The 13,138-nt window shown below is 42.4% G+C and carries 11 protein-coding genes; 7 read left to right on the top strand and 4 right to left on the bottom strand.

Features of this window, described 5'->3' with window-relative positions; translation table 11 throughout:
* Positions 1-195: 195 nt before the first annotated feature.
* On the bottom strand, positions 196-831 hold the full coding sequence (rsmG, locus tag EQY75_RS02170) for a 16S rRNA (guanine(527)-N(7))-methyltransferase RsmG (protein WP_129602465.1): 636 nt from the start codon (positions 829-831) through the stop codon (positions 196-198).
* Between the two features lie 120 nt (positions 832-951).
* Here rsmG and EQY75_RS02165 point away from each other — a divergent pair, with 120 nt between their 5' ends.
* Positions 952-2,055, top strand: a complete 1,104-nt coding sequence (locus tag EQY75_RS02165; protein ID WP_129602463.1) for a fatty acid desaturase family protein — start codon at positions 952-954, stop codon at positions 2,053-2,055.
* Positions 2,056-2,067: 12 nt separating this feature from the next.
* Positions 2,068-3,252 carry a pyridoxal phosphate-dependent aminotransferase gene (locus EQY75_RS02160; RefSeq protein WP_129602461.1) on the top strand — a complete coding sequence of 395 codons (1,185 nt, stop codon included), beginning with the start codon at positions 2,068-2,070 and terminating at the stop codon, positions 3,250-3,252.
* Between the two features lie 7 nt (positions 3,253-3,259).
* Here EQY75_RS02160 and EQY75_RS02155 read toward each other — a convergent pair whose 3' ends face one another.
* Together EQY75_RS02155 and trkA are read right to left on the bottom strand one after the other, a co-directional pair.
* Positions 3,260-4,750, bottom strand: a complete 1,491-nt coding sequence (locus EQY75_RS02155; RefSeq protein ID WP_129602459.1) for a TrkH family potassium uptake protein — start codon at positions 4,748-4,750, stop codon at positions 3,260-3,262.
* 1 nt (position 4,751) lies between these two features.
* Positions 4,752-6,101 (bottom strand): Trk system potassium transporter TrkA, encoded by a 1,350-nt coding sequence (trkA, locus tag EQY75_RS02150; protein ID WP_129602457.1) that lies wholly within the window; start codon positions 6,099-6,101, stop codon positions 4,752-4,754.
* A 232-nt stretch (positions 6,102-6,333) separates the two neighbouring features.
* Here trkA and ubiE point away from each other — a divergent pair, with 232 nt between their 5' ends.
* Entirely contained in the window at positions 6,334-7,062 is a 729-nt protein-coding gene (ubiE, locus tag EQY75_RS02145; protein WP_129602455.1) for a bifunctional demethylmenaquinone methyltransferase/2-methoxy-6-polyprenyl-1,4-benzoquinol methylase UbiE, read from the top strand.
* Between the two features lie 4 nt (positions 7,063-7,066).
* Positions 7,067-7,765 carry a type IX secretion/gliding motility protein PorT/SprT gene (gene porT / locus EQY75_RS02140; protein ID WP_129602453.1) on the top strand — a complete coding sequence of 233 codons (699 nt, stop codon included), beginning with the start codon at positions 7,067-7,069 and terminating at the stop codon, positions 7,763-7,765.
* A gap of 1 nt (position 7,766) precedes the next feature.
* Here porT and EQY75_RS02135 read toward each other — a convergent pair whose 3' ends face one another.
* Positions 7,767-8,435, bottom strand: a complete 669-nt coding sequence (locus EQY75_RS02135) for an RNA methyltransferase (RefSeq protein ID WP_342774030.1) — start codon at positions 8,433-8,435, stop codon at positions 7,767-7,769.
* An 84-nt stretch (positions 8,436-8,519) separates the two neighbouring features.
* On the opposite strand from EQY75_RS02135, the gene tamL reads away from it, so the two are divergent.
* The 3 genes from tamL to accD are packed head-to-tail and all read left to right on the top strand — an operon-like array spanning position 8,520 to position 13,120.
* A complete protein-coding gene (gene tamL / locus EQY75_RS02130) occupies positions 8,520-11,105 on the top strand; it encodes a translocation and assembly module lipoprotein TamL (RefSeq protein ID WP_129602449.1) in 2,586 nt (861 codons plus the stop codon).
* 59 nt (positions 11,106-11,164) lie between these two features.
* Positions 11,165-12,232, top strand: a complete 1,068-nt coding sequence (gene fbaA / locus EQY75_RS02125) for a class II fructose-bisphosphate aldolase (protein WP_129602447.1) — start codon at positions 11,165-11,167, stop codon at positions 12,230-12,232.
* 30 nt (positions 12,233-12,262) lie between these two features.
* Positions 12,263-13,120: an acetyl-CoA carboxylase, carboxyltransferase subunit beta gene (accD, locus tag EQY75_RS02120; RefSeq protein ID WP_129602445.1), complete on the top strand. Its 858-nt coding sequence runs from the start codon at positions 12,263-12,265 to the stop codon at positions 13,118-13,120.
* The last annotated feature ends 18 nt before the right edge of the window (positions 13,121-13,138 follow it).

Raw genomic sequence — 13,138 nt, 5'->3', positions numbered from 1 at the left:
TTAATGTAAATTTTACGTTAACTTAAAGTAATATTTTTGTAAATTTGAAATATAAGATTAATAGTTATGAAGAATTCAGGCGCTAGTAGAAACCCTATGGAAAGGATACATTCGATGTATTCAAGTCGGTATGAAGCTATCAAAAAGTTTGCCCGTAAGTGCAGATATTGCTATCTGTCCATGTTAACGATGTAGTTATCCCCGAAACTTCATGGGTAGGTATACGACTTTCTTCGAATCGAAAAAATCTTCTGCAAAATATTCTGACAGATCAAATATTTGAGCATTTCTATAGGATTTTAACTCCTCTGTCAGATCTCCTCCCTTTAGATACAAAATACCATTTTTTAGTGAGTGAACCGATTCCTTGTTGATCTTGCCTCTGACCCAGTGAACAAAGGTGGGCATAGCGGCTACGGCCCTGCTTACAATAAAATCAAATTGCGCTTGCAATGATTCCACCCGTATATTCTTTACCGTAACATTGGTTAATTCTAAACCTTCTTTTACTTCTTCTACCACCTTAATTTTCTTGCCTATAGAGTCTACAAGGGTAAATTGCGTTTCCGGAAAGAGAATAGCTAAAGGTATCCCGGGAAAACCGCCTCCGGTGCCTACATCAAGGATTTGAGCTCCTGGCAGAAAAGGCATGACTTTGGCAATGCCCAGGGAATGAAGTACATGTCTGAGATAAAGTTCATCGATGTCCTTTCTGGAAACTACATTGATCTTTTGATTCCAATCCTGGTATAACACACCTAATTTTCCGAATTGTTGACGTTGTACATCGGTGAGATTGGGGAAGTATTTATCGATTAAAGTAGCATCCATAAAACAGAAGTTATGAGTTAAAAGTACCACAAATCAAATCATTATTTAGTCTAATTTTATGACTTGGCGGGCATTATTTGGATACATTTTCCGTTATCTTTACGGCTTTTAATACTATTTATGGAGAATTCGACAATCAAATTTTCAAGAAAGGACTCAGCCAAATTTTTCAGAACCCTGAACAAGCGGGTTAACACTTATTTTGCTGAAAACAATTTAAAAAAGACTGGGAACTGGAGATTGCACCTCAAAACTGCAGTAATGTTTGCCCTCTTCCTCGCCCCTTATTTTTTAATTCTGACTTTAAATTTACCCAACTGGGCTAATTTATTATTGACCATTACCATGGGTGTTGGAATGGCCGGCGTAGGTATGAATGTGATGCACGATGGTAATCACGGTTCTTATTCCACTAAAAAATGGGTTAATAAACTCATGGGAAGCAGCATCTACATCCTGGCGGGGAATGTTTACAACTGGCAGGTTCAGCACAACGTTTTACACCACACTTATACCAATATCCACAATCATGACGAAGATCTGGAAGCGGGCAGGGTATTGCGTTTCTCTAAACACGCCAAATGGCATCGTTTTCATAAATTCCAGCATTTTTACTCGGTATTACTCTACGGACTGCTCACATTTAATTGGGCTATTACTACCGACTTTATGCAGATGTACCGCTATACAAAAAGGAAGCTCTCCTACGGAAAATTTCCTAACCCCTTCCTCAACTGGAGTGTTTTATTAGCTACCAAAGCCATCTATGTTACGATCTGGATTGTCCTTCCAATGATTTTTCTAAGCATTGCCTGGTGGAAGATCTTATTGGGCTTTTTTATTATGCACTATGTGGCAGGAGTGATTCTCAGCGTGGTATTTCAGCTCGCCCATGTGGTGGATGAAGCAGAGACACCATTGCCTGAAAAAGACGGGTCTATGAAAAATACCTGGGCTATCCATCAGTTATTTACAACCGTAAACTTCGGGACGAAAAATAAAATTGTCAACTGGTTTACCGGCGGACTAAACCATCAGGTTGAACATCACATCTTTCCCAACATCAGTCATATTCATTACACAAAAATCTCTAAAATTGTGAAAGAAACGGCCAGGGAATTTAATTTGCCGTACAATGAGTATAAAACTACCAGAAAAGCTATAATTTCGCACTTCAGACATTTAAAAGAGCTGGGGAAAAACCCTCAGTTGCAGTATCAATAAACTACAGCCTCAATGAGCAACTCACTATCCGATAGAATTAACAAATTATCTACTTCGGCCACACTTGCTATGGCTGCCAAGGCCAGGGAACTCAGAAATGAAGGCAAGGATATCATAGGTCTCAGTTTGGGAGAACCCGATTTTAATATTCCGGATTTTATTAAAGAAGCCGCAAAAAAGGCAATCGATGAAAATTACAGCAGTTATTCTCCTGTAGACGGGTACGCCGATCTTAAAAGCGCCATCTCAAAAAAATTTAAAAGAGATAATAATCTCACCTACGGCCTTAACCAAATAGTTGTCTCCACCGGAGCAAAGCAATCCCTTGCTAATGTAGCCATGGTGATGCTGAACAAAGGAGAAGAAGTGATCTTACCAGCTCCTTATTGGGTGAGTTACAGCGATATCGTTAAGCTTGCTGAAGGGACTCCGGTTGAAGTTCCCACTTCGATAGATACCGATTTTAAAATGACTCCGGAGCAGCTCGAAGCCGCGATCACCCCAAAGACCAAAATGCTTTGGTTTAGTTCCCCCTGCAACCCCAGTGGCTCTGTTTACAGTGAGGATGAACTAAAAGGACTTGCTGACGTATTAAAAAAATATCCTGGAATCTTTGTGGTTTCTGACGAAATCTATGAACATATCAATTTCAGGGGCAAACACGCCAGTATTGGCTGTATAGACGGGATGTACGACCGTACTATTACAGTGAACGGTGTCTCCAAGGCTTTCGCCATGACTGGCTGGCGGATTGGTTATATCGGTGCTGCCGACTGGATCGCGAAGGCCTGTACAAAATTTCAAGGTCAGATCACCAGCGGAGCAAATGCGATTGGACAACGCGCCACTATTGCCGCTCTTGAGGCCCCGGTGAGCAAGATTCAATACATGATCGATAAGTTCAGCGAAAGACGTGATCTTATTCTCAACTTGCTGGGTAATATTGATGGTTTTAAACTGAATGTCCCCGAAGGTGCATTTTACGTTTTCCCTGATATTTCGAGTTATTTTGGGAAAGAATTACAGGGAACGAAAATCAACAATGCATCTGATTTTGCCATGTATTTACTAGAGCATGCCAACGTTGCCACTGTTACCGGTGAAGCTTTCGGTAACCCCGATTGTATTCGCATTTCTTATGCTGCCTCAGAAGAGGAAATCAGAGAGGCCGTTGACAGAATCAAGAAAGTTCTTTAATCGCTGATCAGGTTCGCTTCCAGAAGTAGGGAGTCAACAGAATAAGAACCGTAAAGAGTTCCAATCTTCCGGCGAGCATCAAAAATCCGCACCACCATTTCCCTAGGGAGGGGAGGCTGTTGAAATTGTTCAACGGACTCAGATTCCCAAATGCAGGACCGACATTTCCAAGAGAAGAAGCAGCACCTCCTACTGAAGTTTCAAAGTCGAGACCTAAAAATCCCAATACAAGAGCTCCTATGATAAAGAGCAACATATAGAGAACAAAGAAACCAATGACATTATAAACCACGTGTTCTGTCACTGTCTTTTGATTAAACCGAACGGGAATAATTGCATTCGGATGCAAGGTCCTTTTAAATTCGAGTAGCCCATTTTTGATAATCAGAATGTGCCTCATGATTTTAATTCCACCTGCTGTGGAACCAGCAGATCCGCCAACAAACATCAGTCCGAAAAAGAACACTGTTATAAAGGGCGTCCACGCTGTAAAGTCGGCCGATACAAAACCCGTTGTAGTAATCACAGCAACCACCTGGAACAGGCCATGCCTGAAAGAGCTTTCGAGATCACCCAAGACCATCGGATGGTACTCTGAAACCGGAACATCGGCTCTAAAATAGATCACCATCCCTACCGCAAGAACAAAAATGGCTGTTAGAATAGCATAAAACTTAAATTCTTCGTCCCTGAGTACCTTCTGAACCTTGCCTTTAAAAACAAAATAACTCAGTACAAAATTACTCCCGGCCAGAAACATAAAGAAAATGACAATATATTGAATCAAGGGTTGATTATTCCAATAGGCCAGGCTCGCATTTTTTGTAGAAAAGCCCCCTGTAGACAAGGTAGCCAGGGAGTGGTTGATGGCATCGAAGAACGACATTCCGGCCAGTTTTAATAGTACGGTTTCTGCAATGGTATAGCCAAAGTAGATCAGCCAGAGGCGTTTGGCGGTGTCTGTAATCCTTGGGTGTAGTTTATCTGCATTAGGACCGGGTGCCTCGGCTGCAAAAAGCTGCATCCCTCCTATTCCCAGTAGAGGTAAGATGGCAATGGCAAGTACAATAATACCCATCCCCCCTATCCAATGTGTGAGGCTTCTCCAGAGCAGTATTCCCTCCGGTAGAACTTCTATATCATCAATGATTGAGGCTCCGGTAGTGGTATACCCAGACATGGTCTCAAAAAAAGCGTTGGTAATATCAGGGATAGCTCCTGAAAACAAATATGGCAAGACACCTGAAGCCGCCATAATAATCCAGCCGAAGGTGACAATGATATACCCCTCCTTGCGTTTAACCTCCTTTTTATGGCCCCTAGTGAGAAACATAGCCATGACCCCAATCATCATAGTAACCAGGGCGGCCAAAGTTATTTCAAGGGTGACTCCATCCTGATAAATTCCGCTTACCACTGCTGCCAGCAGCATAAAGCCACCGTTACAGAGAAGCAAAAGTCCCATAAGGTGTAGGATGATTTTAGCGTTGAACCCCATCTTACAAAAATAAGCGTTCGATTTTCTGTATGGCCTGGGGAAGGCAACAGACCACGACCCTGTCTCCATCGGCAATTTTAAAGTCGCCCAAGGCTATTAACCCCACTCCATCTCTGATAACTCCGCCGATAATTGCATTTCTCGGGAAATCGAGTTCGCGGATGACCTGTCCGTTCATTTTGGATTCTGGTTTCACTTCAAATTCGAGGATTTCAGCATTGAGGTTGTTCAGTCTCGTCAGAGCGACAACTTCGCCTTTTCTGACGTATCGAAAGATATTATTGGCAGCCAAAAGTTTTTTATTGATCAGCGTGTCAATTCCGATGGATTGTGACAGCTGAAAGTAATCCATATTCTCTACCAGGGCGATCGTCTTTTTTATATTTTTTGACCTGGCCACCAGGCAAGACATTATATTGGTCTCTGAATTCCCCGTTACTGCAATAAAGGCATCCATAGAATCGAGGCTTTCCTCCTCCATCAGCTCTACGTTCCTTCCATCTCCGTTGATGACCAGGGCGTTGGGAAGAATGTCGGCCAGATCAAATGCTTTTTCTTTGTTCTTCTCTATCAGTTTTACGTTGAATTTCTTCCCGCATAGATCGCGTGCCGCTTTAAAGCCCACTTTGCTTCCACCGAGGATCATGACGTTTTTCATCTCCTCTTTTTTCTTCCCGGTTAGCTTGTACAATTCGTCCACACCTTTTTTATCGGTAACAAAATAGACCTGGTCATCGGCTTTAAAGACCGAGTCCCCTCTTGGGATCAGGGTATATTGGGTACCACTTCGCTGCATGGCAATGGGCATAAAGTGTAATTCGGGAAAGATAGAAGCTGCTTCCTTTACCGATTTCCCTACAAAGGGGGCGCTTTTAGGCAGGGAAACGCCTACCATAATGAGTGCACCATCTTCAAATTCGTAAGTGTCGTGAAAGGCCGACTGATTCAAGAGTAATTGGATCTCTGACGCTGCCAATTCTTCCGGGGATATTAGTTCATCAATACCCAATTCCGAGAATTTGATCATTTCCCGATGATCGAGGAATTCAGTATTTGAGATCCGGGCGATTGTCTTTTTACACCCCAACTGCTTGGCTAGCATACAAAGGGTGATATTGGTCGTTTCAGAAGAAGTAACCCCTATGACCAGATCTGAACCTTCAACCCTCGCCTCCTGAAGGATGGATACTGAAGTAGCATCACCCCTCAACACTCTGATATCTAAATGACTGTCGGCATAAATCAGGCTATCCTTATTAGTGTCAATAAGAGTGATATCCTGCGATTCATAAGAGAGGAGTTTGGCCAAATGGAAGCCTACTTCACCGGCTCCTGCAATGATAATCTTCATAAGATAATAAGGTCTTTAATCATATTGTACAGATCGTCAAGGAAGTTCTTTATTGATCTATAAGCCACGGCACTTACCTAAGGAAGAGTTGCATGGTTTGCTCGGCAAAATTACATATTTTTATTTCAACCCTCTCCATTTAAGAACCAGATTCTCAAAACATCCTATACTTCTACCCTTTGCGACCTGATAAACCTTTGCGATGTACTATCTTTGCCGAAAAATTTGAGGAATGTCGAGGAATGTAACACCGTACAAGGATTCATCAAAGGGAAAGAAGGAGCAGGTAACTTCCATGTTCGATGCAATTTCCGGTGAATACGACGGCCTGAACCGGGTAATATCTTTCGGGATTGACGTTAAATGGCGAAAGAGGGTGGTTCGGATACTGAAAAAGAAATCTCCAAAAAATATTCTCGATATTGCCACAGGAACCGGAGACCTGGCAATAAATTTGGTAGAAACAGGTGCCTCCAAAATCGTAGGGCTGGATATCTCAAAAGGGATGCTCGAAGTTGGCAAAACAAAAGTGCTTAGAAAGCAATTAGAAGGCAAGGTGGAAATGGTTGTTGGGGACAGTGAAAATCTGCAATTTAAAGACGGTACTTTTGATGCCGTAACTGTAGCCTTCGGCGTTCGAAATTTTGAAAATCTTGAGAAAGGCCTTGGGGAAATCTACAGGGTGTTAAAACCCAAGGGAACTCTCGTGGTTTTAGAAACTTCAGTCCCTACAAAAACACCCTTTAAACAGGGCTACAAATTCTACTCCAGATACGTTTTACCTGTAATTGGCAAGATTTTCTCCAAAGACCGTTCCGCGTACCAATATCTCAGCGATTCTGCTTCGGTATTTCCCCACGGTCAGGAATTCAACAATATTTTAGGGAAAATCGGGTTTATAGGTATGGAGAACAAGCCCCAAACATTTGGAGTGGCCTCCATTTACGTTGCCTCTAAGTAACTTTATGAGAAGATTCACCTTTCTACTGGCCCTGTTCTTATGCCTTCTGGGTTCTGATGCTTTTGCGCAGTTCAATGAAAAGCCTATCCTCAATCTGGAAAACGAGGATAAGGCCCTGTTGAATTGGGGTTATTTTCTGGGTTTTAATCAATATGATTTTAAGTTTGAATACGCAAACGATCTACAGGACATTTTGGTTAATAAGACCATAGGGTTTAATGTTGGACTCATAGGTGAATTGCGACTTCACGAACATCTCGATCTGCGTTTTGAACCCGGACTGTACTACGGCACAAGAACCTTAGGATTTCCTGGTTTTTCAGAAGAAAATGACGCCATCAGAGAGGTTAAATCGACTTACATCAACTTTCCACTTTTATTAAAGGTAAGTGCCAGGCGAATTGGAAACTGGAAACCCTTTCTGGTGGGAGGATTTTCGGGCTCCTTAAACCTGGGAAGTAATGAGGATAGTTTAGATGACAACAACAGCGGTACATTCAGGATGAAAAAACAAGTGTTTAATTACGAGCTGGGATTTGGAATCGACTTTTACACTGAATATTTTAAGTTTTCACCCTCCATTCGTGGCGTTTTTGCAATAACCGATGAACTTGTCCCGGACAACGATCCATCGAGTCCATGGACGGGAAACATAGAGGCTCTTCGCACTAGAGGGGTGTTTGTAAACTTTACCTTTGAGTAATTTAACTGCCTTTTCTTCTCAATTCGCTTAATAAAACTGCCGTTGCCGTTGCCACATTTAGGCTTTCTGCGGTGCTTGGACCAACCTGAGGAATACTTACCTTTTTGGCCAACAATGCACCTACCTCGTCTGAAATCCCATGAGCTTCATTGCCCATAACCAGAATTCCGCTCGTAGGAAACCGGAGATCGTAGATATTCTCGCCATGCATATCAGCTCCCCATGCGCTATGTTCAGAGTCTTTAAGCAATGTCGCTAAAGAAGTATATACAATTTTTACCCTCGCTATGGAGCCCATGGTGGCCTGCAACACTTTTGGATTATAACAATCCACAGTATCCTCTGAGCAGATGATCTGAGGTATCCCAAACCAATCGCACAAGCGAATTATCGTTCCCAGATTTCCGGGATCTTTTACGCCGTCCAAAGCAAGGGTCCATTCCTCCAGAACAGCTTGCTTAGACTCAGGAATCCGAAAAACTGCCAGGACTTTGTTTGGCGTCTTTAACCCACTCATTTTCTGGAGGACAGACTCGCTTATCACTTCAAAAGAGGAGAACTGAGGTATAAGTAGTTTTGGATCCGTAGTATAGACCCCTTCAGGTGTCAGGTCGGCTTGCAATAATTCGTTCACCAACTTAACTCCCTCAGCCACAAATAGGCCGTTCAACTTCCGGTATTTTTTTAGTTGTAAGCTTTTTATAAATTTTATTTGACTTTTACCAACCATCCAAATAATGTATTTTTGATACTTATGAATACCCCCTTTCCTCTTAAAGGTATCGCTGCTAAAATAGGTATCTTCCTGCTTATCGCGCTGCTTTCCTCCTGTAATGCGTTGAAGAGGGTTGGAGAAGACGAACTTTTACTGACAAAAAATACAATTTTTGTCGATGGAGAAAAGGTTTTGGACGAAGATATTAAAAGTCTTATCGTTCAGGAACCCAACACCCGTGTACTGGGATATCCGTTGCGTCTCAATCTTTACAATCTGGCTAAAAAAGACCCGGATTCTACCTTTCAGGCCTGGCTCGGCAAAAAACCCGGACGTGAAGAAAAATTAGCAAATTTCTTGTCCCAAAAGCAAGTAGATGCCCTGGGCGAGTCATTTCTGGTAAAAGGGTACAGCGAATGGCTAAAGAAAATTGGAGAAGCTCCCGTAGTGATTGACACTTCGAGGGCGAGGAAAACACTCCAGCGACTTAATTCCTACTACGGAAGCAAGGGCTATTTCAACAATTCAACAACCTTTGAGATTGTAGAAGAAAAAAGAAAGCAAAGAGCAGCTTTAGACTTTCTCGTAACCTTGGGGAAACCCTATTTTATCGATTCTCTATCCCAAAATATTGCCTCTCCGGCGATAGACTCTTTGTATCTCCTGAATAGAGAAAACTCTTTTATCCAAGAGAAAAAGCAATTTGATCTCAGTGATTTCAACCAGGAACGCCAAAGACTTACCGAACTATTCCGCAATTCCGGAGTATATAATTTTCAGGAGAGTTCCATCACCTATGATATTCTGCGCGATACTACCGAAACAAGGGACGATCAACAAATGAATGTGGAACTCAAAATAGAGAACCTGCGAAAAAGAAGCGACACCGCTATAACCACTTCGGAGTACAGAGTATTCTCCTTTGATAAGATCAATATTTATGCGGACTACGAATTTGGTGATGAGTCCGATTCCATGCAATCAACGGAATTTGAGAATTACACCATATACTACAAGGACAAACTGAGGTATAAACCCAAGGCCCTTACCGATGCTATTTTCTTTGAAAAGGACAGTTTGTACAGGGATATTGACAGGTTGAGAACCTACCGGCAGATTACCAACCTCAACACTTTTAAATATCCCAATATTCAGATCCTTGAAGACAGTACCCAATCCAAACTGATTTCGAATATTTATCTGACCGCCAGGAAGAAATATTCCCTGGGTCTCAATCTGGATATTACCCATTCCAATATTCAACGACTGGGGATAGGCTTTAGCAGTTCCCTGATTACCCGTAACATATTTGGAGGTGCCGAAACTTTGAGTCTTTCGGCCAGGGGGACTTTTGGTCTATTAAGTGATACTAATCTTCCTGAGGACTTTTTCTCTGAAGTTGGAGCTGACATCAACCTTTCCTTTCCCAGGATATGGTTCCCATTATTAAATACAAAGCGTATCATCCCTACCTTTATGCTTCCCAAGACCAGTATTTCAGCCGGTACCAGTTTTCAGAAAAACATCGGGCTGGATAAACAGACCTTAAATACTATTCTGAGTTATGGCTGGGTGCCCAATAATTTTCAAAGGAATACACTGGAATTATTAAACATCCTTTATGTCCGAAATGTCAATTCGGACAGGTTTTTCAATGTCTATACAAGTACATACAGAACACTGGATAATATAGCCGACAATTACGAGGATGAACCCGCTCTGGCCGGTGCTTTTGATTTCAGCAATGATCCGGAAGATCCCAATCTTATTATACCTGGCGGTACCTCAGATTTTATTGATGCAGTACTAAATGGTACCATAGCAACGGCGACTGATGATTTTATTGATGTGAGCAGGATTGAAGAACGGAGAGACCGACTAACGGAGAACAACCTTATATTTTCAAGTAACTACACTTTTACAAAAAACAACAAGGTTGGGATCAATGACAATAGTTTCTACCAGTTTAGGGTAAACCTTGAAAGTGCGGGAAATCTCCTCTCCGGATTGTCTTATATATTTCCGTTTAACCAAAACGAGAATGGCAATTTACAGGTATTTGGCGTCTCCTACTCCCAGTACGTAAAAACCGAATTCGACTTTATTAAACACTGGGACCTCAACCGGTCTAACGTCCTGGCATTCCGAAGCTTTTTCGGAGTGGCTGTGCCTTATGGCAACTCGGAAAGTGTCCCCTTTGTACGTAGTTATTTTGCCGGAGGATCCAATGATAACAGGGCCTGGTTTCCTTATTCCCTCGGCCCGGGAAGTTCTAGCGATATCAACGACTTTAACGAAGCAAACCTCAAACTGGCTTTTAACCTTGAATATCGTTTCCCGATAGTAGGCAACATCAAAGGCGCCTTATTTGCTGATGCAGGCAATATCTGGAATGTTTGGGATAACGTAGATGATCCCGCTAAGACGTTTAGTGGTTTTGATTCACTGGCTGATATTGCCCTGGGAACGGGTTTTGGGCTTCGATATGATTTTACTTATTTTGTGTTTCGGGTAGATACCGGATTTAAAACTTACAATCCCGCAGAAGTGCAGTCTAAAAGATGGTTCAGGGATTATAACTTTAGCAATGCGGTTATCCAAATAGGAATCAATTATCCCTTTTAGACCTAATTATTTTATTACTTTTGCCCGAGTAGGCTAACAGATTAATCAAACTAAACACTATGTCCCACAATATAAGACCGGGTGTCGCAACTGGCGATGAAGTTCAGAAAATCTTTGCGTATGCAAAGGAAAAAGGATTTGCTTTACCCGCGGTGAATGTCACCGGATCAAACACTGTTAATGCTGTTCTGGAAACAGCAGCAGCTCTCAATTCGCCCGTAATCATCCAATTTTCTAACGGAGGATCACAGTTTAACGCAGGGAAAGGGTTGTCTAATGATGGGCAGCAAGCGGCCATCAAAGGTGCCATTGCAGGCGCTAAACACGTACATGAACTCGCTGAGGCCTATGGGGCTACCGTTATTTTGCACACAGACCATTGCGCCAAAAAATTACTCCCCTGGATCGATGGACTCCTCGATGCTAGTGAAGCCCATTTCGAAGCAACAGGTAAATCACTCTACAGTTCTCATATGATCGATCTCTCCGAGGAACCCATCGAGGAGAACATTGCAATTTGTAAAGAGTACCTGGCTCGGATGAGTAAAATGAACATGACCCTGGAAATAGAATTGGGAATTACAGGAGGAGAAGAAGACGGGGTGGACAACACCGATGTTGACGATTCTAAATTGTATACACAACCCGAGGAAGTTGCCTATGCATACGAAGAGCTATCTAAAGTAAGCCACAGGTTTACTGTTGCTGCAGCCTTTGGAAATGTACATGGTGTCTACAAACCGGGGAACGTAAAGCTTACCCCAAAAATCCTCAAAAATTCGCAGGAATACATCACTGAAAAATACAAGGTAGAACACAATCATATCGACTTTGTTTTTCACGGAGGATCGGGCTCAACAGTTGAAGAAATCAGAGAAGCCATAGGATACGGTGTGATCAAGATGAATATTGATACCGACCTTCAATACGCTTTTATGGAAGGAATCAGAGATTACTTCAAGAGCAAGGAGGCATTTTTACAAACACAGATCGGAAATCCTGAAGGTGACGACCAACCTAACAAGAAGTACTACGATCCACGGGTTTGGCTTCGCGAAGGTGAAAAAACATTTGTCGATCGCCTAAAAAAGGCTTTCGAAGACCTCAATAATGTGAATACTCTTTAAGGTAATTCTCGGACTTAAAAAGAAGTGACTATGACGGCTTGGTTTAAACGCAAGGAAAAAGGAATTCAAACCGCTACAGAGCAGAAGAAAGACACACCAAAAGGACTTTGGTACAAATCTCCAACGGGGAAGATCGTTGAATACGAAGAACTGGCAAAGAATTTTTACGTGAGTCCGGAAGACGACTATCACGTCAGGATTGGCAGTAAGGAATACTTCGAAATTTTGTTTGATGACAATGAGTTCACCGAACTCGATATAAAACTGAGTTCCAAGGACCCTTTGAAATTTGAAGACACTAAGAAATATGCTGACCGACTCAAAGCCGCCGAGAAGAAAACGGGATTAAAGGATGCCGTGCGCACCGCCATCGGAAAGTCTCTTGGAAAAGAAATGGTAGTGGCCTGTATGGATTTCAGTTTTATTGGGGGTTCAATGGGAAGTGTCGTAGGTGAAAAGATCGCCAGGGCTATCGACATGGCTATTAAGAAAAAGGTGCCATTTGTAATGATTTCCAAATCAGGGGGAGCCCGGATGATGGAAGCCGCCCTCTCTTTGATGCAGTTGGCCAAGACCTCTGCTAAACTCGCGCAACTGGCAGAAGCTAAACTTCCTTATGTTTCGCTTTGCACCGATCCTACTACCGGAGGAACTACGGCCTCCTATGCTATGTTAGGGGATATCAATATTTCAGAACCGGGTGCTTTAATCGGTTTTGCCGGTCCAAGGGTAGTGAAAGAAGCAACCGGAAAAGATCTTCCCAAGGATTTTCAAACGGCTGAATTCGTGAAAGAACACGGCTTTCTTGATTTTATTGTCCACCGAAGCGAACTCAAGAAAAAGATCAACCTTTATCTCGATCTCATACAAAACAACCCGGTTAGATAATAAAAAAAGCCCTGATTC

Origin of the sequence: Muriicola soli, from assembly GCF_004139715.1 — a bacterium.
Classification (GTDB): Bacteria; Bacteroidota; Bacteroidia; order Flavobacteriales; family Flavobacteriaceae; genus Muriicola; species Muriicola soli.
This window is presented reverse-complemented; position numbering and strand designations above follow the sequence as displayed.